Raw genomic sequence first — 22,449 nt, forward strand, 5'->3', positions numbered from 1 at the left:
ATACTCCCCAGCATTTTCAAATGCCCGAGGTTTTACTGTGAAGAACTGGACATTGCGCCAACGCATCCTGGCGAGTTTCGCGGTGATCATCGCCATCATGCTGCTGATGGTGGTTGTCTCGTATTCACGGTTGTTGAAGATCCAGGACAGTGAAGAAAAAGTCCGGGCCGATGCGCTGCCGGGGGTGTACTACAGCTCCATGATTCGTGGCGGTTGGGTCGACAGCTACGTCAAGACCCAGCAAATCGTCGGTCTTTCCGGCAATCGCGAAATCACCGCCGAAGACCGGGCGCAATACCAGGGCTTCGAGCAGCACTTGCGCGAGGAAATACAGAATTACCAGAAGCTGATCGAAGATCCCGCCGACCAGGTCTCTTTCGATGAATTCGAGGTCAATCACCAGACTTTCAACCAGGCCCTGGCCAAGGCCCTGGACCTGTATCAGCGCAAGGATTATGAAGGCGCGCGGCAGGTCGTGAACAAGGATTTGACAGCGGCCTGGCTCGACGGACGCGGACATCTGAACCAGATCATCGAGCGCAACCGCGAGTTGGCGGAGCAGGCGGCCGATACCATCGGCACAGCAGTCATGGCAGCCAAGATCGCCATGGGGCTGTCGTTGCTCGTCGCGCTGGTCATTGCCTTGCTCTGCGGCCTGTTGCTGATGCGCGCGATCATGGCGCCGATGAACCGCATCGTGGAGATCCTCGACGTCATGCGCAGCGGCGACCTGAGCGGGCGCCTGAACCTGGCGCGCAAGGATGAATTCGGTGCCGTGGAAACCGGCTTCAACGACATGATGGCCGAGCTGACGGCACTGGTGTCCCAGGCCCAGCGCTCGTCCGTGCAGGTCACCACCTCGGTGACCGAGATCGCCGCCACTTCGCGGCAACAACAGGCCACCGCCACCGAGACCGCCGCCACCACCACCGAGATCGGCGCCACCTCCCGGGAAATCGCCGCCACGTCCCGGGACCTGGTGCGCACCATGACCGAAGTGTCCACCGCCGCCGACCAGGCCTCGGTGGCCGCCGGCTCCGGCCAGCAGGGCCTGGCGCGGATGGAGGAAACCATGCATTCGGTCATGGGGGCCGCCGACCTGGTGAACGCCAAGCTGGCGATCCTCAACGAGAAGGCCGGCAACATCAACCAGGTGGTGACCACCATCGTCAAGGTTGCCGACCAGACCAACCTGCTGTCCCTCAATGCCGCCATCGAAGCCGAGAAGGCCGGTGAATACGGTCGTGGTTTCGCCGTGGTCGCCACGGAAGTGCGGCGCCTGGCCGACCAGACGGCCGTGGCCACCTACGACATCGAGCAGATGGTGCGCGAAATCCAGTCCGCCGTGTCGGCGGGCGTGATGGGCATGGACAAGTTTTCCGAGGAAGTACGCCGGGGCATGGCCGAGGTGCAGCAGGTCGGCGAGCAACTGTCGCAGATCATCCATCAGGTCCAGGCGCTGGCGCCGCGGGTGTTGATGGTCAACGAAGGCATGCAGGCCCAGGCCACCGGCGCCGAGCAGATCAACCACGCCCTGGTGCAACTGGGCGATGCCAGCAGCCAGACCGTGGAGTCCCTGCGCCAGGCCAGTTCCGCCATCGACGAACTGAGCCAGGTGGCCGTGGGGCTGCGCAGCGGCGTCTCGCGTTTCAAAGTCTGATGAGCGACTTCGAGGCCAGACGTGGCACCGCGCCGGCGGCCCGTCAGATGCTGTTCCTGCAGTTTCGCATCGGCAACGAGCGCTATGCCCTGGCGGCCACCGACGTGGTGGAGGTGTTGCCGCGCATGCCCCTCAAGCCGATTGCCCGGGCCCCGTCCTGGGTGGCCGGGGTATTCGCCTGGCGTGGAACGGTGGTGCCGGTGATCGATCTGTGCAGCCTGACCTTCGGCCAGCCCGCCGAGATCCGCACCAGTACGCGGCTGGTGCTGGTGCACTATCGGCCCGAGGGGCAATCGGCGGAGCAGGTGCTGGGGTTGATCCTGGAGCAGGCCACCGATACCTTGCGGTGCGACCCGGAGCAGTTCCAGCCTTATGGCCTGGATAACCGCCAGGCGCCGTACCTGGGGCCGGTTCGCGAAGATGCCCAGGGGCTGCTGCAATGGGTGCGGGTCAACGACCTGCTCGATGAGTCGGTCCGTGCGCTGTTGTTCCCCGCGACGCCGCCGAGCCTTGACCTGCCAAAGGCCCGGCCATGAACAACGACCAGCGTTTTTTCGTTTTCCTCAAGGAGCGCATCGGCCTGGATGTCACCTCCGTGGGCGTGGCCATCATCGAACGGGCCGTACGCCAGCGCATCACCGCCGTGCCAGGGCGAACGGTCGAAGAATATTGGCACTGCCTGCTGCAATCGACCCAGGAGCAGCAAGCACTGATCGAAGCGGTGATCGTCCCGGAAACCTGGTTCTTCCGTTACCCGGAATCCTTCGCGACCCTGGCCCGGCTGGCCGTCCAGCGCCTGACGGCGATCCGGCACCTGCGTGCGCTACGCATTCTCAGCTTGCCGTGTTCCACGGGCGAAGAGCCGTATTCCATCGCCATGGCGCTGCTCGATGCCGGCGTACAGCCTCACCAGTTCAAGGTCGATGGACTGGATGTCAGCCCGCTTTCTGTGGAGCGCGCCCGGGAGGCTCGTTATGGCAGGAATTCATTCCGGGGCGCGGACCTGGCGTTTCGCGAGCGATATTTCACGGCCGACGGGGACGGCTATCGTCTCGGCGAGCGGGTCCGCGAGCAGGTGCGCCTGCAGGTGGGCAACCTGCTGGATCCGGCCTTGCTGGCGAACGAGGCCCCCTACGATTTCGTGTTCTGCCGCAACCTGCTGATCTATTTCGACCAGCCGACCCAACGGCTGGTATTCGAGGTGCTCAAGCGCCTGACCCACCAGGACGGCGTGCTGTTCATCGGTCCCGCCGAGGGCAGCCTGCTGGGGCGGCTGGGCCTGCGCTCGATCGGCGTGCCCCAGTCGTTCGCATTCAGCCGCCAGGGTGTCGCCGAACCGCAGCCGTTGCCCACCCTGGTGCCTGCGCCGCTGCCGCCCCGTGTCGTGCCGCCCGTGGCCCCTGCGCCCGCCCGGCCCCGGCCGTTCATGGCGAGCGTGACGCCAATGGCCTCGCCGAAAGTGGCTCCGACGAAAGTAGCTCCGGCGAAAGACAGCGACGCCGCCACCTTGTTGGCCGATATCGCCACGCTCGCCAATGCTGGCAAAAGCGCCGAGGCGCGGGCCGCCTGCGAGCGATACTTGAGCAACCATCCACCCAAGGCCCAGGTGTTCTACTGGCTGGGCCTGCTCAGCGACATGGCCGGGAATGCGCTCCAGGCCCAGGGTTTCTATCGCAAGGCGCTTTATCTTGAGCCGCAACACGCCGAGGCCCTGGTGCATCTGGCGGCGCTGCTGGCTTCCCAGGGGGACGCGGCCGGAGCCCGTCGATTGCAGGAACGCGCCGCCCGCAGCGGGCGCGCGGCTGACAGTGAGCATCCACGATGAGCGGTTCGGTTTTCCATGACGTCACCCGTGACGATGCCCAGGCCATCGACGATTGCTGGAACCGCATCGGCGTACTGGGGGACAAGTCCTGTCCGTTGCTGGCCGAGCATATTCATTGCCGCAACTGTTCGGTGTATTCGGCGGCGGCCACTCGCCTGCTCGACCGCTATGCCCTTCGACAGGACGACCGGGAGCAGGTCCATGCCCCAGTGGACAGCGATGTTGTCACCCGTTCGCTGCTGATGTTCCGCCTGGGCGAGGAGTGGTTGGCGCTGACCACCCGCAGCCTGGTGGAAGTGGCGCCCTTGCAGCCGATCCATTCGTTGCCGCACCAGCGCTCGCGAGCCCTTCTGGGAGTGGCGAATGTGCGCGGGGCGCTGGTGGCCTGTCTGTCGCTGGTGCAACTGCTGGATCTGGAACCGGGCTCGGCCGCGGCATCCGGTGGACGGATCATGCCGCGCATGCTGATCGTCGCGGCCCAGGGCGGGCCGGTGGTGATGCCTGTGGATGAAGTGGACGGCATCCATGCCATCGACGAACGCATCCTGGCGGCCGCGTCGCCATCTGGCGACAAATACACCCGTGGCGTGCTGCCCTTCAGGGAGCGCAGCCTGCGTTGGCTGGACGAGGAGCAGTTGTTGAGTGCCGTGGCCCGGAGCCTGTCATGACCCCCGATCAGATGCGCGATGCCTCGTTGCTGGAACTGTTCAGCCTGGAAGCCGAAGCCCAGGTCCAGGTGCTGAGCGCCGGTCTGCTGGCCCTGGAGCGCGATCCGACCCAGGTCGAGCACCTGGAGTCGTGCATGCGCGCCGCTCACTCTCTCAAGGGCGCGGCGCGGATCGTCGGGGTGGACGCCGGGGTCAGCGTGGCCCATGTCATGGAGGATTGCCTGGTCAGCGCCCAGGAAGGACGCCTGCGCCTGAGCGCCGAGCACATCGATGCCTTGCTGCAAGGCACCGACCTGCTGACGCGCATCGCCACGCCGGGCAACAGCGTCGGTGCGTCCGATGTCGAAGGATACGTGGCGCTGATGGCCCGCTTGCTCGACCCCTCCGGTGCACCGGCGGCGGTCAGCGCCAGGCCCATCGAGCCCATGCCGGTCCAGTTGCCGGAACTGGAGCCAGCGCCCGCGCCCATGGAGCCGGCCCCCAAGGGCAAGCGGGTCAGTGAAGGGGGCGAGCGGGTGCTGCGGGTCACCGCCGAGCGCCTGAACAGCCTGCTGGACCTGTCGAGCAAATCCCTGGTGGAAACCCAGCGCCTCAGGCCCTGGCTGGCGACGATGCAACGGCTCAAGCGCCAGCAAGGCAACGGTTTGCGCGCCCTGGAAGAGCTGAACGTGCACCTCAAGGATCACGCCTTGAGTCTTCAGGCCCAGGAGGCCCTGGGTGACGCCCGGCGCCTGCTGGCCGAGACCCAACAGTTGCTGGCGCAGAAAGTGGCCGAGCTGGATGAGTTTGCCTGGCAGGCCAGCCAACGGGCGCAGGTGCTGTACGACACGGCGCTGGCCTGTCGCATGCGTCCATTCGCCGACGTACTGTCTGGCCAGGCGCGGATGGTCCGGGACCTGGGTCGCAGCCTGGGCAAGCAGGTGCGCCTGGAAATCGAAGGCGAGAAAACCCAGGTGGACCGCGACGTCCTGGAAAAGCTCGAAGCCCCGCTGACTCATTTGCTGCGCAACGCCGTGGACCACGGTATCGAATCCCCGGATCAACGGTTGCTGGCAGGCAAGCCTGCCGAGGGCCTGATCCGCCTGCGTGCCTCCCATCAGGCCGGTCTGCTGGTCCTGCAATTGTCCGACGATGGGGCCGGCGTCGATCTGGAACGGGTGCGCCGCAGCGTCGTCGAGCGCGGCCTTTCGCCCGAGCACACCGCTGCCAGCTTGAGTGAAGAGGAACTGCTGGCCTTTCTCTTCCTGCCCGGCTTCAGCCTGCGAGACAGGGTCACCGAAGTCTCCGGACGCGGCGTCGGCCTGGATGCCGTCCAGCATATGGTCCGGCAGCTGCGTGGCGCGGTGGTACTGGAGCAGACCGCAGGCGAGGGCAGCCGTTTCCACCTGGAAGTGCCGCTGACGCTTTCGGTAGTGCGCAGCCTGGTGGTGGAAGTCGGCTCCGAAGCCTATGCCTTTCCCCTGGCGCACATCGAACGCATGTGCGACCTGGCGCCGGAAGACATCGTACAGGTCGAGGGTCGCCAGCATTTCTGGCATGAAGGCCGGCATGTCGGGCTGGTCGCCGCCAGCCAGTTGCTCAACCGTCCGGCAACCCGCAACAGTGGCCAGACTCTCAAGGTGGTGGTGATCCGCGAGCGCGAGACGATCTACGGCGTGGCGGTGGAGCGCATCATCGGCGAAAGGACCCTGGTGGTCCTGCCGCTGGACGAGCGCCTGGGCAAGGTCCAGGACATTTCCGCCGGCGCCTTGCTGGACGACGGCTCGGTGGCACTGATCGTCGATGTCGAAGACCTGCTGCGCTCGGTGGACAAGCTGCTCGATACCGGACGCCTGGAGCGCATCGCCCGCCAGGACCAGGCCCAGGCCCCGCGCAAGCGGATCCTGGTGGTGGATGACTCCCTGACCGTGCGTGAATTGCAGCGCAAGCTGCTGCTGGGGCGCGGCTACGATGTCGCCGTGGCAGTGGACGGCATGGACGGCTGGAATGCCCTGCGCTCCGAGGATTTCGACTTGCTGATCACCGACATCGACATGCCTCGCATGGACGGCATCGAACTGGTGACCCTGCTGCGGCGCGACAACCGCCTGCAATCGCTGCCAGTGATGGTGGTGTCCTACAAGGATCGGGAAGAAGACCGCCGCCGTGGCCTGGACGCGGGGGCCGACTATTATCTGGCCAAGGCGAGTTTCCATGACGACGCCTTGCTCGATGCCGTGGTGGAACTGATCGGAGGAGCGCGTTCTTGAAGATTGCCATCGTCAATGACATGCCCCTGGCAGTCGAGGCCCTGCGCCGCGCGCTGGCGTTCGAGCCGGCCCACCAGTTGGTCTGGGTGGCTGCCAACGGCGCCGAGGCGGTGCAGCGTTGCGCCGAATACACCCCCGACCTGATCCTGATGGACCTGCTCATGCCGGTCATGGATGGCGTGGAAGCCACGCGCCGGATCATGGCCGACAACCCCTGCGCCATCCTCATCGTCACCGGCGACAGCCAGCAGAACGTGCACCGGGTGTTCGAAGCCATGGGCAACGGCGCCCTGGACGTGGTGGATACGCCGGCCCTGGGCGTCGGCAACCCGGAGGACGCGGCGGCACCGTTGCTGCGCAAGATCACCAACATCGGCTGGCTGATCGGCGAGCGGGGCAGTCGCGAGCGTCCCGTACCGGCGGCCCAACGTGCCGCGGCGTCCCGCAACGGGCTGGTGGCCATCGGTTCGTCCGCGGGCGGGCCGGCGGCGCTGGAAGTCCTGCTCAAGGCCTTGCCACGGGACTTTGGCCCGGCCATTGTCCTGGTCCAGCATGTGGACGAGGTGTTCGCCGCCGGGATGGCCGAGTGGCTCGCCAGTGTGTCGGGCCACAAGGTGCGCCTGGCGCGAAACGGCGAGCCGCCGCAAAATGGCACGGTGCTGCTGGCTGGCACCAACCATCATTTACGCCTGCTGAAAAATGGCACCCTGGCCTACACCGCCGAGCCGGTCAACGAGATCTATCGGCCTTCCATCGATGTGTTTTTCGAAAGCGTCGCCCACTTCTGGAACGGTGATGCGGTGGGTGTCTTGCTTACCGGCATGGGCCGCGATGGCGCACAAGGGCTTAAACTGATGCGCCAGCAAGGCTGCGTGACCATCGCCCAGGACCAGCGAAGCAGCGCGGTGTATGGCATGCCCAAGGCGGCAGCGGCCATCGACGCGGCGACGCAGATCCTGACCCTCGACGACATAGCCCCCCGGCTGGTAGAGATTTTTGCACAATGACAACCCCAGCAGTCCTGGTCAAAGCCGTACTCAGGTGAGCCTCATGAACGAATTACAGCTCGACGATTTCAAGCGTGACGAGAATGCCGCCATGGTCCTTCTCGTCGACGACCAGGCGATGATCGGCGAGGCGGTGCGACGCGGGCTGTCGAACGAAGACAACATCGACTTCCATTTCTGTTCCGACCCGCACCAGGCCATCGCCCATGCCGTGCGCATCAAGCCGACGGTGATTCTCCAGGACCTGGTGATGCCCGGCCTCGACGGCCTGAGCCTGGTGCGCGAGTACCGCAACCACCCGGCCACCCGCGACATCCCGATCATCGTCCTGTCCACCAAGGAGGACCCCCTGGTCAAGAGCGCGGCCTTCGCCGCTGGCGCCAACGATTATCTGGTCAAGCTGCCGGACAATATCGAACTGGTGGCGCGCATCCGCTATCACTCGCGCTCCTACATGATGCTGTTGCAGCGGGACGCGGCCTATCGCGCCCTGCGAGTCAGCCAGCAGCAACTGCTCGACACCAACCTGGTGCTGCAACGCTTGATGAACTCCGATGGCCTGACCGGCTTGTCCAATCGCCGGCATTTCGACGAGTACCTCGAGCTCGAATGGCGGCGGGCGATCCGGGACCAGTCCCAGCTGTCGCTGCTGATGATCGACGTGGACTACTTCAAGTCCTACAACGACAACTTCGGTCACCTGGAGGGCGACGAGGCCTTGCGCAAGGTCGCTACGGCGATCCGAGACGCTTGCAGCCGGCCATCCGACCTGCCGGCTCGATACGGGGGAGAAGAGTTCGCCCTGGTCCTGCCCGGTACCTCGCCCGGCGGTGCCCGGTTGATGGCCGAGAAGCTGCGCCAGAGTGTGGTCGCCCTGAAAATCCCCCACACCACTCCCGACGGCGGCGAGAACCTGACCGTCAGCATCGGTGTCTCCACCGTCACGCCGCAGCAGGGTGGCGATTGTCGCCAGTTGATCTCGGCGGCGGACAAGGGGCTGTACATGGCCAAGCACAATGGCCGCAACCGGGTGGGGATCGAATGACCTTGGGTCGATGATGCACGCGGCTGTGGCGAGGGGATTTAGCGAAACGTCGCACCGCCCCTCGCCACAGGGGGTACCAGGCCCGGTCTTGATCTCATTGCCCCTAAAGCCGCCAGGCGGGCTGCCGCTGGCGCTTGATTACGTTATACTCGCCGGCTTTCAAAAGTTCGCCAACGAGTGCTGCCCGCCATGGAAATCAACCCGATCCTTAACACCATCAAGGACCTGTCCGAGCGCTCCGAAACTATTCGGGGGTATCTTTGACTACGATCAAAAGCATGAGCGTCTGACCGAGGTCAATCGCGAGCTTGAAGATCCGAGTGTCTGGAACAAGCCTGAGTACGCCCAGGAACTGGGCCGCGAACGTTCCGCGCTGGCGCAGATCGTCGAGACCCTGGACGAGTTGTCCAGCGGCCTGGCCGATTGCCGCGACCTGCTGGACATGGCCGTCGAAGAGAACGACGAAGGCGCGGTCGCCGACGTGGTCGCCGAACTGACACGCCTCGACGAGTCCCTGGCCAAGCTGGAATTCCGCCGCATGTTCAGCGGCGAGATGGACATGAACAACGCCTACCTGGACATCCAGGCCGGATCCGGCGGCACCGAAGCCCAGGACTGGGCCAACATCCTGCTGCGCATGTACCTGCGCTGGGCCGACAAACGGGGTTTCGACGCCACCATCATGGAGCTGTCGGCCGGTGAAGTCGCCGGGATCAAGGGCGCCACCGTGCACATCAAGGGCGAATATGCCTTCGGCTGGCTGCGGACCGAGATCGGTGTTCACCGCCTGGTGCGCAAGAGCCCGTTCGACTCCGGCAACCGTCGCCACACCTCGTTCTCGGCGGTGTTCGTCTCCCCCGAGATCGACGACAAGGTGGAAATCGAGATCAACCCGGCGGACCTGCGCATCGACACCTACCGTTCCTCGGGCGCCGGTGGCCAGCACGTCAACACCACCGACTCGGCCGTGCGGATCACCCACGTACCGACCAACACCGTGGTGAGCTGCCAGAACGAACGCTCCCAGCACGCCAACAAAGACACCGCGATGAAGATGCTCCGGGCCCGCCTGTACGAGCAGGAGATCCAGAAGCGCAACGCGGCCTCCCAGGCACTGGAAGACAGCAAGTCCGACATCGGTTGGGGTCACCAGATCCGTTCCTATGTACTCGATGCCTCGCGCATCAAGGACCTGCGCACCAACATCGAACGCAGTGACTGCGACAAGGTGCTCGACGGCGACATCGACGAATACCTGGAAGCGAGCCTCAAACAAGGGCTGTAACGCAACACCCATGCGGCGGGCGGGCAGGCTTGCATGAAAGCGCTGCTCGCCGGCAAACCCTGGCCCCGGGGCCGGGGGCAACGAACCTGTGATGGAATCCTTTAAGACATGAGCGACCTAGAACTCGACCCGCAAGCCCTGCAACAGGAAGAAAACTCCCTGATCGCCCTGCGCAAGGAAAAGCTTGCTGCCGAGCGCGCCAAGGGCCAGGCCTTCCCCAACGACTTCCGCCGCGACGCCTACTGCGACGTGCTGCAGAAACAGTATGCGGACAAGACCAAGGAAGAGCTGGCAGAGGCGGCGATTCCAGTCAAGGTGGCCGGTCGTATCATGCTCAACCGTGGTTCCTTCATGGTGATCCAGGACATGACCGGTCGCATCCAGGTCTACGTCAACCGCAAGACCCTGCCGGAAGAAACCCTGGCCGCCGTCAAGACCTGGGACCTGGGCGACATCATTGCTGCCGAAGGCACCCTGGCCCGTTCCGGCAAGGGCGACCTGTACGTTGAAATGACCAGCGTGCGCCTGCTGACCAAGTCCCTGCGCCCGCTGCCGGACAAGCACCACGGCCTGACCGACACCGAGCAGCGCTATCGCCAGCGCTACGTCGACCTGATCGTCAATGAAGACGTGCGCCAGACCTTCCGCGTGCGTTCCCAGGTCATCGCCCACATCCGCAGTTTCCTGATGAAGCGCGACTTCCTCGAAGTCGAGACGCCGATGCTGCAGACCATTCCTGGCGGCGCGGCGGCCAAGCCGTTTGAAACCCACCACAATGCACTGGACATGGAAATGTTCCTGCGCATCGCGCCGGAGCTGTACCTCAAGCGGCTGGTGGTCGGTGGCTTCGAGAAAGTCTTCGAGATCAACCGCAACTTCCGTAACGAAGGCGTTTCGACCCGGCACAACCCCGAGTTCACCATGCTGGAGTTCTACCAGGCCTACGCCGATTACGAAGACAACATGGACCTGACCGAGGAGCTGTTCCGCGAGCTGGCGCAACTGGTGCTGGGGACCACCGACGTGCCGTACGGCGACAAGGTGTTCCACTTCGGCGAGCCGTTCGCGCGCCTGTCGGTCTTCGACTCGATCCTCAAGTACAACCCGGACATCACTGCGGCCGACCTGCAGGACATCGAGAAAGCCCGTGCCATCGCCAAGAAGGCCGGCGCCAAGGTGCTCGGCTTCGAAGGCCTGGGCAAGCTGCAGGTGATGATTTTCGAGGAACTGGTGGAGCACAAGCTGGAGCAGCCGCACTTCATCACCCAGTACCCGTTCGAAGTGTCGCCGCTGGCTCGCCGTAACGACGAGAACCCGAACGTGACCGACCGCTTCGAGCTGTTCATCGGTGGTCGCGAAATCGCCAACGCCTACTCCGAGCTCAATGATGCCGAAGACCAGGCCGAGCGTTTCATGGCCCAGGTGGCCGACAAGGACGCCGGCGACGACGAAGCCATGCACTACGATGCCGATTTCGTCCGGGCCCTCGAATACGGCATGCCGCCAACCGCCGGTGAAGGCATTGGCATCGATCGCCTGGTGATGTTGCTGACCAACTCGCCGTCGATCCGGGATGTCATTCTCTTCCCGCACATGCGGCCCCAAGCGTAAGTGCTTCATTTAAAAAGCCGCCTATCACAGGCGGCTTTTTATTGCCTGTCTGGTACAAACGTATCAATTGGTTACTTTTGAAATAGCGAGGAAAGACCTGTCGTGAATCGTGCAATGGCTCAAGAAGGTGCAGCGGGCGTCGCCACCGCTGTCGCTGAAAGTGTTCAGTACCAGGGTCGCAAGGCCAGCCGACAGGGCAGTGAACAGCGTCGCCAGCAGATTCTCGATGCGGCCATGCGTATCGTGGTGCGCGATGGCGTGCGGGCGGTGCGACACCGGGCGGTGGCGGCCGAGGCCGGTGTGCCATTGTCGGCCACCACCTACTATTTCAAGGACATCGATGACCTGCTCACCGATACCTTCGCCCAATACGTGGAGCGCAGCGCGGCCTTCATGGCCAAGCTGTGGACCAACAACGAAGGGCTGCTGCGCGAAATGGTCGCCTATGGCGACGGCAGCCCCGAATCCCGCTCGCAACTGGCCGACGATATCGCCCGGATGACGGCCGACTACGTGCAGCATCAACTGCACAGTCGTCGCGACTACCTGATGGCCGAGCAGGCCTTCCGCCAGGAAGCGCTGCTCAACCCGCGCCTGGCGGACCTGGTGCGTTCCCACCAGCAGATCCTGTTGCATGGCACCTGCCAGTTTTTCCAGGTGTTGGGCTCCCGCGAGCCGCAACAGGATGCCAAAGTGTTGACGGCGATTATCGGTCGGATGGAATATCAGGGCTTGCTCAATGGCGCCGAGCCGGTCGCTGAAGAAGACATGCTCGGTATCCTGACCCGCTACATGCACCTGGTACTGGCGTCGGTGTAAACACCCGGTCCCCCTGCGGACAACGCATCGTGTGCCTAGGGAGTTCGAATGAAAGCCTGGCGTGTCGTTGTCATGGCTGTGTCGTTGCTGCTGCTCAGCGGCTGCCTGGTGTCCTTCACGGCGCCGTTGCCCGACAGTGAGGCCGCGCCCCAAGGCCTGCTGGGTCACTGGACCAGCACCAATGCCTGGGGCGAGCCGCTGAACCTGGAGCTGACCCAGGTCGGCAGGCACCGTTACCAGGCCATCACGTACTTCAGGGCCCGCCCCCAGGAGCGCGAGGCCATCGCGCTGACCGTGTCCCGTCATGGCAGTCGCTGGTACCTGTCGGCCAAGGTCCCGGCCCGGTATGGCGGGCACTACGTGATCGCCGGTTTCGAACTGACCGACAAGCAGGAACTGGTGGTCTACAACCTGGACATGGAACAGATCAACCAGGCCATTGGCCAGAAAATCCTCAGCGGCCAGCCGAATCACAGCGAAGAGGGCGACGGCGTGCTGGTGGACAGCGACATGGGCAGGGTCTTCAGTTACCTCGACGATCCGGCCAATTCCGACGTGTTCTCGGAAGCCGTGCGCTACCAGCGGCTCAAATCCCGGTAGACTCCAGGCCCATTACTGCAACAAGCGGACGTTTTTTCACAGGAGTTCCGGGTGGACGAATACCAGCAGACGATACGCACCTTGTCCGATCGCATAGTGCTGGCGCAAACGCCGATTCGCATTCTCGACGCGGTGAAATGGGACGAGAACATCCGCAAGGGGTTTCTCAAGGCCAAGGGCAAGGAATTGCCCGCCGTGGACCGCGACTATTACCTCAACCGACCGTTGTCCTTCGACTCCAGCGGGGTAAAGCTGGAGTTCCAGAACATCGAGCGGGACATCACCCGCCAGCTGGGGCAGTTCAACCCGGTCGGCCAGATCATGCGTCGCATGTGCAAGGAATACCGCATGGTGGTGCGCATGCTCGAAGCGCGCGGCACCGAGGATTTCGGGCTGATTTCCCAGGAACTGTATGGCGCCGCCTCCGATGCCTTCCATGCCGGCGACCCGACCCTGTCCGATCTGGGCCTGATGCTTTCCGACTACCTGAACAACATCGACGGCCGTGGCGATCTGAAGGATGAGCCGAAAGTGCTCAGCGCCAAGGAGGCGGTCAGCCTGCTGCAGCATCGCCTCAACCGTGTCTTCGGCGAGGCGGAGGAGACCATCCGGGTTTTCGAGTCCGACGGGATCGTGGCCGACGCGGCGGCGGGTGCCGACTACATCAAGATCCGTACCGACGCGATGTTCAACGAGCGGGACGTGCGCGCCCTGGAGGTCCACGAAGGCCTGGTGCATGTGGGCACCACCCTCAACGGGCTGAACCAGCCGATCTGCACCTTCCTGTCCAAGGGCCCGCCCTCGTCCACGGTCACCCAGGAAGGCCTGGCGATCCTGATGGAAATCATCACCTTCGCGTCCTACCCCAGCCGGCTGCGCAAGCTCACCAACCGCACCCGGGCGATCCATATGGTGGAAGAGGGCGCCGACTTCCTGCAGATCTTCGAGTTCTTCCGCGAGCAGGGCTTCGAGATGGCTGAAAGCTACGGCAACGCCAGCCGGGTCTTCCGTGGCTCGGTGCCGACCGGTCTGCCATTCACCAAAGACTTGTCCTACCTCAAGGGCTTCATCATGGTTTACAACTACATTCAGCTGGCCGTGCGCAAAGGCAAGCTGGAGCAGGTGCCGCTGCTGTTCTGCGGCAAGACCACCCTGGAGGACATGCGCACCCTGCGCCAATTGGTGGACGAAGGCCTGGTGGTGCCGCCCAAGTACTTGCCCGAGCAGTTCCGCGACATGAACGCCCTGTCGGCCTGGATGTGTTTCTCCAACTTCCTGAACCACCTGAGCCTGGATCGGATCGAAGCGGATTATTCCAATATCCTTTGAACACAACACCCACCCCTGTGGGAGCGAGCTTGCTCGCGATAGCGTCAGGACAGTCAACATAGCTGTGACTGCACCGCCCCTATCGCGAGCAAGCTCGCTCCCACCAGGGGGGTATGTTTCAACCCTGATCTTGCGAGGTTTCACCGGATGCGAATCCTCGGCATCTTTTGCCTGCTACTGGTCCTGAGCGGTTGCAGCTCACTGCTGTTCTACCCCGAGCGCGGTCTGCCATTTACCCCTGAGCGGGCCAGGCTCGAGTACCGCGACGTGACCCTGACCACCGCTGACGGCCTCAAGCTGCGGGGTTGGTGGCTGCCCGTCAAACCAGGCGTGGAGCTCAAGGGCACGGTGCTGCACCTGCACGGCAATGGCGGCAACCTGGCCTGGCACCTGGGCGGCAGTTGGTGGCTGCCGGAGCAGGGGTATCAGGTGTTGATGGTCGATTATCGCGGCTACGGCCTGTCCGAAGGGGAGCCGAGCCTACCGGCGATCTACCAGGACATCGATGCGGCTTTCCAGTGGCTGGACCAGGCGCCCCAGGTCCAGGGCAAGCCACTGGTGCTGCTGGGCCAGAGCCTGGGTGGCGCTCTGGCAGTGCATTACCTGGTAGATCATCCGCAGCGCCAGCGGCAACTCAAGGCCCTGGTGCTGGACGGCGTGCCCGCCAGTTATCGCGACGTCGGACGTTTCGCCCTGAGCACCTCCTGGGTGACCTGGGCCTTCCAGGTGCCGCTGTCCTGGCTGGTGCCCGATGGCGACAGCGCCATCGGCTCGGTGTCTGGACTGACCGGTGTGCCGAAATTGATCTACCACAGCCTGGACGATCCGATCGTGCCGCTTTCCAACGGCATCCGTCTGTATCAAGCTGCGCCGCCGCCGCGGGTGCTGCAACTGACCCGCGGCGGTCACGTGCAGACGTTCGCCGACCCGGTCTGGCGCACGGTGATGCTGCGCTATCTTGATGACCCGCAGCATTTCGACGGCCTGCGCCGCCTCGGCGAAGTCCCCAACTACCCGAAAACCTCCGCTGAATCTCCAGAGAGCACGCAATGAGCGAAGAACGTAATGCCATCCCCCTGATCATCACCGGTATCTGCAGCATCCTCGGCACCGTTGCGGTGCTCTGGTACTACGGTTACCTGCACTTCGCCAAGCCCGAGGATGCGTTGCTGCTCAGTGACTTCACCATGCTCAAGACGGTGCCGGGCGAAGACTACAAGGTCTCCCTGGAACCGGCGCCCCAGGTGGCCCAGTGCATCGACGGCGTGCTGGTGCTGTTCGACACCGAACAGAAAGGCCTGACCGGGGTGCTGATCAACAACAAGAAACGTGCAGTGCGGTGCATGGGGCAGGAGACGCCGCAGAAGCTCCAGCCGTAACCACAAGGGCGCTACAGTCCCCCTGTAAGAGCGAGCTTGCTCGCGATGAAGGCGATCAGCCAACGCCTATGTCGACTGATCTGCCGCCAGCGCGAACAAGCTCGCTCCCACAGGGGAGACGATGGGCTCAACAAAATGTGTGCGGCCATGAAAAAGCCCCGCCTGATTGAAGTCAGGCGGGGCTTTTTCGTTGCACTCAGCCGATCAGTTGGCGCTCATGGTCGAACGCGGAGCCACTGGCTGATTGTCGTTGGAAATGGTCACTTCCACCCGACGGTTCATGGCGCGGCCCGAGACGCTGGTGTTGTCGGCCACCGGGAATTCCTTGCCATAACCCTGGGTCACGATGCGGGCCGGGTCGACGCCCATCTTCACCAGGGCGGTGCGCACGGAGCTGGCGCGGCGCTCGGACAACGATTGGTTGTAGGAGTCCGAACCGGTGCTATCGGTATAGCCTTCGATGATCACCTTGCGGTCCGGGTTTTCCTGGAGGAACTGCGCCAGTTTGCTCACGTTGGTCATGCCGCTGGCGCGCAGGTCAGACTTGTTGGTGGCAAACAGCACGTCGCCGAAGGTCACCAGCGTACCGCGCTCGGTCTGCTTGGCGTTGAGGCTGTCCTGCAGCTGCTTGATCTGTGCGTTACGGGCTTCCAGCAGCGCGCGGGCACGTTCGTCACCGGCGTTTTTCAGCTCGGCTTCGGCGTTGCGCAGGGCGATGGTCTGCTTGGCTACTTCAACACGCTGGTTGGTCAGGTAGGCCAGTTGGTCGACCTTGGCTTCGTCTTCCTTGTCCATGTAGGCCTTGTCGGCCTTGGCCAGGAAATCGGCGGCTTCCTTGGTTTCCAGTGCGGCGACCTTGGTGGCCGCCGGATCGGCCTGCAGGCCGTTGTAATTGGTGCGGGCCTGTTCCAGGTTCACGTTCGGGTCGTGGGAGCAAGCGGCCAGGGATACGCAGGCGGCAAGCAGGGCGGGCATCATCAAGTGTTTGTGCATCATAGTCGGTCGTCCTTTTATCAATGAGCAATACGTCGAGGCATGAATGGATTACTGAACAACCTTGTTCATGCCTTCCTGACGCAATTCCTGAACCCCTTTCTGAGAGTCCTTGAGTGCCTGTTCAGCCTTGGCGGCCTGGGCCTTGCGCTCAGCGACGCGCGCGTCCCACTCGGCCTGTTCGGCCAGTCGCCGGGCTTCTTCGTAGTTCTTGTCGTGCATCGCGATTTCGGCTTGCTTGAGCTTGTCCTGGGCGGCCTTCATTTCCACCGCGGCGAACTCGGTGCCGCCGGCGCTGACGGCGCTGTTGACCGCCGATTGCGTTACCGCGTACTGCTCCGACGGTGGGTTGCCGGCGCAACCGGCCAGGATGAAGCTGCTACCGATGGCCAGGGCGGCCAGCTTCAGACCGCGCAGGCCATTGATCGAGGGTTTGGCAGTGCAGGTATTCATAGGCTTCAACTCCATTGGAAAACTCCTGGGAAACTAAAAATCCATGCTGAAACCGAAGCCGGGACGCCTGTTTGCCGCTGACGGCAGGGTGCGTTTATTTAAACGACCGTTCCAGTATGGTTACTCGGTGTGACCCGAGGCGTTTTTCAAAAGTTCAGCGAAGATGGCCAATCGCCAAAAAGCATTGCTGACTGATCGGTCAACCGAAAAAAAGCTGAACTTTCAAGGCGCGCAGCGGTATGGGGAGGGGGTTTGAGAAGGGGCTGCAGACTGCCCGGGGCCGCGATCCGCCTGCGTGTTCGAGCGAGCGGATCGCGGCCTTCGACAGCTTCCAGGCGCAGAGGGCAGGGGAAGTCAGTGCTTGGATTTATCGTTCTGCGAGCAAAGCTCATGCAGATGACGACGGGACAGGGCGAGAAACCGCGGCGTCGGGCCGACGTCTTCATACAGCGGATCGCCTTCTTCGTCGGTGGCAACCACGTGGGAACCCTTCACATAGGGGAAGCTCGCTTCCAGCTCCTCCAGCGCGGCGCCAATCAGTTCGCCGAGCAGTTCCTCGGGTTGGCGCTTGGGGTACATCTCGCAGATCGCCGCCAGGCGTGCGGCGGCTTCCACATCCAGATGAATCGTGTAGCCGGTCTGGGTCAGATGACCCTTGGCGTTTTCTTCCCAGTGCTGGGCGAGTTCACGGATCTTCATGATGGCCTCAGTCAGTCTGCTCGTGGCAGGCGCGGTGAATGGCAAGCCGTTGTGTGGCTTATCTAAAAGACTAGAGCGCCGTTGCACGCAAGCGTTCATTTCTTGACGAGCGGCGGGTACTCGGCGGGCAAGGCTGCGCGAGTCGTCCGTCATGGCCAAGGACACTGCGCAGCCTTGAGCCCGTTCTTCGCTTGTCATACACGACGGGCATCGGCACTCTCTGTCTCATGCGTCTCACCCGATAGCTGTCCGGACCTATTTGCTGGAGAACTGCTGATGACCGATATCGATGCACGCTTGCGCGAGGATGTTCACCTGCTCGGCGAGTTGTTGGGCAACACCATTCGCGAACAGTACGGGGACCGGTTTCTCGACAAGATCGAGCAGATCCGCAAGGGCGCCAAGGCCGACCGGCGTGGTTCCGTGGATGCCGAACTCAGTGCCAGCCTCAACCAGTTGAGCGAGGATGAACTGCTGCCGGTGGCGCGGGCTTTCAACCAGTTCCTCAACCTGGCCAACATCGCCGAGCAATACCAGCTCATCCACAGGCGTGACGAATCACAGCCGGCGCCTTTCGAGGCGCGGGTGTTGCCCGAGCTGCTCGCCCGGCTTCGGGCCGAGGGGCATGGCGCCGAGTCCCTGGCCCGGCAACTGGGCCGGCTGGAGATCGAACTGGTCCTCACCGCCCACCCCACGGAAGTGGCCCGTCGCACGCTGATCCAGAAATACGACGCCATCGCCGCGCAACTGGCGGCCCAGGATCATCGCGATCTGACCGCCGCCGAGCGGGCGCAGATTCATCAGCGTCTGCAACGACTGATCGCCGAAGCCTGGCACACCGAGGAAATCCGTCGCACCCGGCCGACACCCGTGGACGAGGCCAAGTGGGGGTTCGCGGTCATCGAGCATTCGTTGTGGCAGGCCATCCCCAATTACCTGCGCAAGGCCGACCAGGCCCTGCTCGCCGCCACCGGGCTGCGCTTGCCTCTGGAGGCCGCGCCCATCCGCTTTGCCTCGTGGATGGGAGGTGACCGCGACGGCAACCCGAATGTCACCGCCGCGGTCACCCGTGAAGTGTTGCTGCTGGCGCGGTGGATGGCGGCAGACCTGTACCTGCGTGACGTCGATCAACTGGCCGCCGAGCTGTCCATGCAAAAGGCCAGCGATGCCCTGCGTGCCCAGGCCGGAGACAGTGCCGAGCCTTATCGGGCCGTGCTCAAGCAGTTGCGCGAACGCTTGCGGGCCACCCGCAACTGGGCCCAGGCTTCCCTCAAGGCCACTACGCCGGCCCCGGCGCAAGTGCTGCAGAACAACCGCGAGCTGCTCGATCCCCTGGAACTGTGCTACCAGTCGTTGCACGACTGCGGCATGGGGGTGATCGCCGACGGGCCGCTGCTCGATTGCCTGCGCCGGGCGGTGACGTTCGGCCTGTTCCTTGTGCGCCTCGACGTGCGCCAGGACTCGACGCGCCATACCGCCGCCATGACCGAGATCACCGATTACCTGGGATTGGGCCGTTACGGCGACTGGAGCGAAGAGCAGCGCATCGGCTTCCTGCTGGATGAGCTGAACAACCGGCGTCCGCTGTTGCCGGCCAACTTCAAGCCATCGGCCGACACGGCGGAAGTCCTGGCCACGTGTCGGGAAGTGGCGGCGGCGCCAGCGGCGTCGCTGGGCTCGTACGTGATCTCCATGGCCGGTGCGGCCTCCGATGTACTGGCGGTGCAACTGCTGCTCAAGGAGGCCGGCGTGCTGCGGCCGATGCGCGTGGTGCCGTTGTTCGAGACCCTGGCCGACCTGGACAATGCCGGGCCGGTGATCGAGCGACTGTTGCTGCTGCCGGGCTACCGTTCGCGCCTGCAAGGACCGCAGGAAGTGATGATCGGCTACTCCGACTCGGCCAAGGACGCCGGGACCACGGCGGCGGCCTGGGCGCAATACCGCGCCCAGGAACGGCTGGTGGACATCTGCCGGGAGCAGCAAGTCGAACTGCTGCTGTTCCACGGCCGTGGCGGCACCGTGGGCCGTGGTGGCGGCCCGGCCCATGCGGCGATCCTGTCCCAGCCACCGGGTTCGGTGGCGGGGCGTTTCCGCACCACCGAGCAGGGCGAAATGATTCGTTTCAAATTCGGCCTGCCGGATATCGCCGAACAGAACCTCAACCTGTACCTGGCCGCAGTGCTGGAAGCGACCCTGCTTCCGCCGCCACCGCCGACGCCCGAATGGCGGCACCTGATGGACGAACTGGCGGCCGACGGGGTCAAGGCCTACCGCGCCGTGGTGCGGGAAAACCCGCAGTTCGTCGAGTATTTCCGCCAGTCCACGCCGGAGCAGGAGCTGGGCCGCCTGCCCCTGGGCAGCCGGCCGGCCAAACGCCGGGCCGGCGGTATCGAAAGCCTGCGGGCGATCCCGTGGATCTTCGGTTGGACCCAGACCCGCCTGATGCTCCCGGCCTGGCTTGGCTGGGAAACCGCCCTGGGCAAGGCCCTGGAGCGCGGCGAGGGCGAACTGCTGGGACAGATGCGCGAGCAATGGCCGTTCTTCCGCACCCGCATCGACATGCTGGAGATGGTGCTGGCCAAGGCGGACGCCGACATCGCGCGCTCCTACGACGAGCGTCTGGTGGAACCGGCGCTGCGACCTTTGGGTGCGCATTTACGCGACCTATTGTCGCAGGCCTGTTCCGTGGTCCTGGGGTTGACCGGTCAGTCGCAACTACTGGCACATAGCCCAGAGACGCTGGAATTCATTCGCCTGCGCAACACCTACCTCGACCCGTTGCACCTGCTGCAGGCCGAACTGCTGGCGCGCTCGCGGCAGCAGGAGGTGGCCCAGGGCAGCCCCGTGGAACAGGCGTTGCTGGTGTCTGTGGCAGGGATTGCCGCCGGTTTGCGCAACACCGGCTAAGCTCAGGCAGCGCTGCGAAACGGCTCGCCCGGTGACGCCGGGCGATGCGAGGAGCCGGGGAACGCAGGTCGACCAGGCGACAGTTTGTTGCCCGGTTGCGACGTTCGCCACCTCCTCCAAAGGTCGCGTCGAGCGCGGGTTCCTCCGACTTTCGGCGGCTTGTGTGGGTCGGGCCTGCTGTGTATCTTGATCAGCCTTTGGCCGTTTGGGCGGCCACGATCCTGTTTTTCCGAGATTGGCCCCACGAGGCGAATCCGAGCGTTTTACATAAAAAAATTGAGGAGCACATCGATGCGCGTCATTCTGCTGGGAGCTCCCGGGGCCGGTAAAGGTACTCAGGCAAAGTTCATCACTGAAAAATTCGGTATCCCGCAAATCTCCACCGGCGACATGCTGCGTGCTGCGGTCAAGGCCGGAACCGAGCTGGGCGTCAAGGCCAAGGGCATCATGGATGCCGGTGGCCTGGTGTCGGATGACCTGATCATTGCCCTGGTCAAGGATCGTATCGCTCAACCCGACTGCGCCAACGGTTTCCTGTTCGACGGTTTCCCGCGCACCATCCCGCAGGCCGAAGCCCTGGTCACCGCTGGCGTGGAGCTCGATCACGTGGTCGAGATCGCCGTCGATGACGAAGAGATCGTCCAGCGCATTGCCGGGCGTCGCGTCCACGAGCCTTCGGGCCGTGTGTATCACACCGTCTACAACCCGCCTAAACTCGCGGGCAAGGACGATATCACCGGTGAAGCACTGGTGCAGCGCAAGGACGACACCGAAGAAACTGTGCGTCATCGCCTCTCGGTCTACCACTCCCAGACCAAGCCGCTGGTGGACTTCTACCAGAAGCTGTCCGCCGCCCAGGGCAAACCGAAATACAGCCATATCGAAGGCGTCGGCTCGGTGGATGCGATCACCGACAAGGTGCTCAAGGCGCTGAGCTGAAAAACCGATCCGCTGTTCCAACTCCGGCCCGCTTGCGGGCCGGAGTTGTTTATACTGGCGCACTTTTTTCCCCTGATTGACGGATACATCGATGAGCACCCTGCTGGCCCTGGACACCGCGACCGAAGCTTGCTCCGTTGCCTTGCTGCACGACGGCAAGGTCACGAGCCATTACGAGGTGATCCCCCGCCTTCACGCGCAGAAACTGCTGCCGATGATCCAGCAGTTGCTCAGCGATGCCGGAACCACCCTGCAGGCGGTGGATGCGATTGCCTTTGGGCGTGGACCGGGGGCATTCACCGGTGTGCGCATCGCCATCGGCGTGGTGCAGGGGCTGGCGTTTGCGCTGGAGCGCCCGGTGTTGCCGGTGTCGAACCTGGCGGTGCTGGCCCAGCGGGCGTTGCGTGAGCAAGGTGCCCGCCAGGTGGCCGCCGCCATCGACGCCCGCATGGATGAGGTGTATTGGGGCTGCTATCGCGAAATCGACGGCGAGATGCGCCTGGTGGGCCAGGAAGCGGTGATGCCGCCCGAGGCCGCGGCTTTGCCGCCCGGAACGGATGGGCAATGGTTCGGCGCTGGCACCGGATGGGGCTATGGGGCACGAATCGCCGTGAACCTCAGCGGCCAGGATCCGACAATGCTGCCGCACGCCGAAGACCTGCTGGCCCTGGCGCGTTTCGCCTGGGAGCGCGGCGAAGCCATCCCCGCCGACGACGCCCAACCGGTTTACCTGCGGGACAAAGTCGCCACGCCCAAGTCCGAACGCTAGAACCGATCTTGGCCAGAACGCTGCTGTGGTTGTGGCGAGGGGATTCATTCCCGCCGGGGCGCGAAGCGACTCCCGATAGTGTTGCGCTTTGCGCTTGGTGGGCGAATGCTGCCCGCTCGAGCGGGGATGAATCCCCTTGCCACACATCTATTCGTCTGCACAGGCGCATCCGCCGCCAAAGTCATCTGCCCTCGCAAAAGTCACATCCGATA

20 protein-coding genes are annotated in these 22,449 nt (G+C 63.9%); 17 read left to right on the forward strand and 3 right to left on the reverse strand.

The window, feature by feature from the left end; translation table 11 throughout:
• Positions 1-37 precede the first annotated feature (37 nt).
• The 14 genes from BLP99_RS09405 (at position 38) to BLP99_RS09470 (ending at position 15,477) form a co-directional block, all read left to right on the forward strand.
• Positions 38-1,660 carry a methyl-accepting chemotaxis protein gene (locus BLP99_RS09405; RefSeq protein ID WP_072388052.1) on the forward strand — a complete coding sequence of 541 codons (1,623 nt, stop codon included), beginning with the start codon at positions 38-40 and terminating at the stop codon, positions 1,658-1,660.
• Positions 1,660-2,196, forward strand: coding sequence for a chemotaxis protein CheW (locus BLP99_RS09410; protein WP_072388050.1), 537 nt, complete (start codon positions 1,660-1,662; stop codon positions 2,194-2,196). The genes BLP99_RS09405 and BLP99_RS09410 overlap by 1 nt, the downstream gene beginning before the upstream one ends.
• Positions 2,193-3,485, forward strand: a complete 1,293-nt coding sequence (locus BLP99_RS09415) for a CheR family methyltransferase (RefSeq protein WP_076405377.1) — start codon at positions 2,193-2,195, stop codon at positions 3,483-3,485. The genes BLP99_RS09410 and BLP99_RS09415 overlap by 4 nt, the downstream gene beginning before the upstream one ends.
• The gene (locus tag BLP99_RS09420; RefSeq protein WP_072388046.1) at positions 3,482-4,153 is read left to right on the forward strand and encodes a chemotaxis protein CheW; all 672 of its coding nucleotides are present in this window, start codon (positions 3,482-3,484) and stop codon (positions 4,151-4,153) included. The genes BLP99_RS09415 and BLP99_RS09420 overlap by 4 nt, the downstream gene beginning before the upstream one ends.
• The gene (locus tag BLP99_RS09425; RefSeq protein WP_072430832.1) at positions 4,150-6,402 is read left to right on the forward strand and encodes a hybrid sensor histidine kinase/response regulator; all 2,253 of its coding nucleotides are present in this window, start codon (positions 4,150-4,152) and stop codon (positions 6,400-6,402) included. Before BLP99_RS09420 ends, BLP99_RS09425 begins: the two co-directional genes overlap by 4 nt.
• Positions 6,399-7,409 carry a chemotaxis response regulator protein-glutamate methylesterase gene (locus tag BLP99_RS09430; RefSeq protein WP_072388042.1) on the forward strand — a complete coding sequence of 337 codons (1,011 nt, stop codon included), beginning with the start codon at positions 6,399-6,401 and terminating at the stop codon, positions 7,407-7,409. The genes BLP99_RS09425 and BLP99_RS09430 overlap by 4 nt, the downstream gene beginning before the upstream one ends.
• Before the next feature lie 43 nt (positions 7,410-7,452).
• Complete coding sequence (locus tag BLP99_RS09435) at positions 7,453-8,454, forward strand: diguanylate cyclase domain-containing protein (RefSeq protein WP_072388040.1); 1,002 nt, start codon at positions 7,453-7,455, stop codon at positions 8,452-8,454.
• Between the two features lie 189 nt (positions 8,455-8,643).
• A protein-coding gene (prfB, locus tag BLP99_RS09440) for a peptide chain release factor 2 (RefSeq protein WP_103893945.1) occupies positions 8,644-9,739 on the forward strand; the annotation gives its coding sequence in 2 pieces (ribosomal slippage) (positions 8,644-8,715 and positions 8,717-9,739; 1,095 coding nt in all).
• A gap of 108 nt (positions 9,740-9,847) precedes the next feature.
• Entirely contained in the window at positions 9,848-11,350 is a 1,503-nt protein-coding gene (gene lysS, locus BLP99_RS09445) for a lysine--tRNA ligase (RefSeq protein WP_072388038.1), read from the forward strand.
• A 102-nt stretch (positions 11,351-11,452) separates the two neighbouring features.
• Entirely contained in the window at positions 11,453-12,169 is a 717-nt protein-coding gene (locus BLP99_RS09450; protein WP_072388036.1) for a TetR/AcrR family transcriptional regulator, read from the forward strand.
• Positions 12,170-12,217: 48 nt separating this feature from the next.
• Positions 12,218-12,769, forward strand: coding sequence for a hypothetical protein (locus BLP99_RS09455; protein ID WP_072388034.1), 552 nt, complete (start codon positions 12,218-12,220; stop codon positions 12,767-12,769).
• A gap of 51 nt (positions 12,770-12,820) precedes the next feature.
• Complete coding sequence (locus tag BLP99_RS09460) at positions 12,821-14,098, forward strand: flavohemoglobin expression-modulating QEGLA motif protein (protein ID WP_072388032.1); 1,278 nt, start codon at positions 12,821-12,823, stop codon at positions 14,096-14,098.
• 147 nt (positions 14,099-14,245) lie between these two features.
• On the forward strand, positions 14,246-15,151 hold the full coding sequence (locus tag BLP99_RS09465; protein WP_072388030.1) for an alpha/beta hydrolase: 906 nt from the start codon (positions 14,246-14,248) through the stop codon (positions 15,149-15,151).
• Positions 15,148-15,477: a PA3694 family proteiin gene (locus BLP99_RS09470; protein WP_072388028.1), complete on the forward strand. Its 330-nt coding sequence runs from the start codon at positions 15,148-15,150 to the stop codon at positions 15,475-15,477. The genes BLP99_RS09465 and BLP99_RS09470 overlap by 4 nt, the downstream gene beginning before the upstream one ends.
• 204 nt (positions 15,478-15,681) lie before the next feature.
• On the opposite strand, the gene BLP99_RS09475 is transcribed toward BLP99_RS09470, so the two are convergent.
• The 3 genes from BLP99_RS09475 to BLP99_RS09485 all read right to left on the reverse strand — a co-directional run bounded on the left by BLP99_RS09475 (position 15,682) and on the right by BLP99_RS09485 (position 17,622).
• On the reverse strand, positions 15,682-16,470 hold the full coding sequence (locus BLP99_RS09475; protein ID WP_072388733.1) for a lipotoxin F family OmpA-related lipoprotein LptF: 789 nt from the start codon (positions 16,468-16,470) through the stop codon (positions 15,682-15,684).
• A gap of 51 nt (positions 16,471-16,521) precedes the next feature.
• Positions 16,522-16,938, reverse strand: a complete 417-nt coding sequence (locus tag BLP99_RS09480) for a DUF4398 domain-containing protein (RefSeq protein ID WP_072388026.1) — start codon at positions 16,936-16,938, stop codon at positions 16,522-16,524.
• Positions 16,939-17,277: 339 nt separating this feature from the next.
• Positions 17,278-17,622 carry a pilin assembly protein gene (locus tag BLP99_RS09485; protein ID WP_072388023.1) on the reverse strand — a complete coding sequence of 115 codons (345 nt, stop codon included), beginning with the start codon at positions 17,620-17,622 and terminating at the stop codon, positions 17,278-17,280.
• Between the two features lie 276 nt (positions 17,623-17,898).
• Between BLP99_RS09485 and ppc the strand changes: the two genes are divergently transcribed.
• The 3 genes from ppc to tsaB all read left to right on the forward strand — a co-directional run bounded on the left by ppc (position 17,899) and on the right by tsaB (position 22,237).
• Positions 17,899-20,529, forward strand: a complete 2,631-nt coding sequence (gene ppc, locus BLP99_RS09490; RefSeq protein ID WP_072430833.1) for a phosphoenolpyruvate carboxylase — start codon at positions 17,899-17,901, stop codon at positions 20,527-20,529.
• Between the two features lie 291 nt (positions 20,530-20,820).
• Complete coding sequence (gene adk / locus BLP99_RS09495) at positions 20,821-21,468, forward strand: adenylate kinase (protein ID WP_072388018.1); 648 nt, start codon at positions 20,821-20,823, stop codon at positions 21,466-21,468.
• 91 nt (positions 21,469-21,559) lie between these two features.
• Positions 21,560-22,237 carry a tRNA (adenosine(37)-N6)-threonylcarbamoyltransferase complex dimerization subunit type 1 TsaB gene (tsaB, locus tag BLP99_RS09500; protein ID WP_072388016.1) on the forward strand — a complete coding sequence of 226 codons (678 nt, stop codon included), beginning with the start codon at positions 21,560-21,562 and terminating at the stop codon, positions 22,235-22,237.
• The last annotated feature ends 212 nt before the right edge of the window (positions 22,238-22,449 follow it).

It is taken from the genome of Pseudomonas sp. NFACC32-1, from assembly GCF_900101215.1.
Classification (GTDB): domain Bacteria; phylum Pseudomonadota; class Gammaproteobacteria; order Pseudomonadales; family Pseudomonadaceae; genus Aquipseudomonas.

What these genes read in the sequence shown, in the direction of transcription:
- BLP99_RS09410 (WP_072388050.1), top strand. Translation starts at nt 1,660, where the DNA reads ATGAGCGACTTCGAGGCCAGACGTGGCACCGCGCCGGCGGCCCGTCAG.
- BLP99_RS09415 (WP_076405377.1), top strand. Translation starts at nt 2,193, where the DNA reads ATGAACAACGACCAGCGTTTTTTCGTTTTCCTCAAGGAGCGCATCGGC.
- BLP99_RS09420 (WP_072388046.1), top strand. Translation starts at nt 3,482, where the DNA reads ATGAGCGGTTCGGTTTTCCATGACGTCACCCGTGACGATGCCCAGGCC.
- BLP99_RS09425 (WP_072430832.1), top strand. Translation starts at nt 4,150, where the DNA reads ATGACCCCCGATCAGATGCGCGATGCCTCGTTGCTGGAACTGTTCAGC.
- BLP99_RS09435 (WP_072388040.1), top strand. Translation starts at nt 7,453, where the DNA reads ATGAACGAATTACAGCTCGACGATTTCAAGCGTGACGAGAATGCCGCC.
- lysS (WP_072388038.1), top strand. Translation starts at nt 9,848, where the DNA reads ATGAGCGACCTAGAACTCGACCCGCAAGCCCTGCAACAGGAAGAAAAC.
- BLP99_RS09455 (WP_072388034.1), top strand. Translation starts at nt 12,218, where the DNA reads ATGAAAGCCTGGCGTGTCGTTGTCATGGCTGTGTCGTTGCTGCTGCTC.
- BLP99_RS09465 (WP_072388030.1), top strand. Translation starts at nt 14,246, where the DNA reads ATGCGAATCCTCGGCATCTTTTGCCTGCTACTGGTCCTGAGCGGTTGC.
- BLP99_RS09470 (WP_072388028.1), top strand. Translation starts at nt 15,148, where the DNA reads ATGAGCGAAGAACGTAATGCCATCCCCCTGATCATCACCGGTATCTGC.
- BLP99_RS09475 (WP_072388733.1), bottom strand. Translation starts at nt 16,470, where the DNA reads ATGCACAAACACTTGATGATGCCCGCCCTGCTTGCCGCCTGCGTATCC.
- BLP99_RS09480 (WP_072388026.1), bottom strand. Translation starts at nt 16,938, where the DNA reads ATGGAGTTGAAGCCTATGAATACCTGCACTGCCAAACCCTCGATCAAT.
- BLP99_RS09485 (WP_072388023.1), bottom strand. Translation starts at nt 17,622, where the DNA reads ATGAAGATCCGTGAACTCGCCCAGCACTGGGAAGAAAACGCCAAGGGT.
- ppc (WP_072430833.1), top strand. Translation starts at nt 17,899, where the DNA reads ATGACCGATATCGATGCACGCTTGCGCGAGGATGTTCACCTGCTCGGC.
- adk (WP_072388018.1), top strand. Translation starts at nt 20,821, where the DNA reads ATGCGCGTCATTCTGCTGGGAGCTCCCGGGGCCGGTAAAGGTACTCAG.
- tsaB (WP_072388016.1), top strand. Translation starts at nt 21,560, where the DNA reads ATGAGCACCCTGCTGGCCCTGGACACCGCGACCGAAGCTTGCTCCGTT.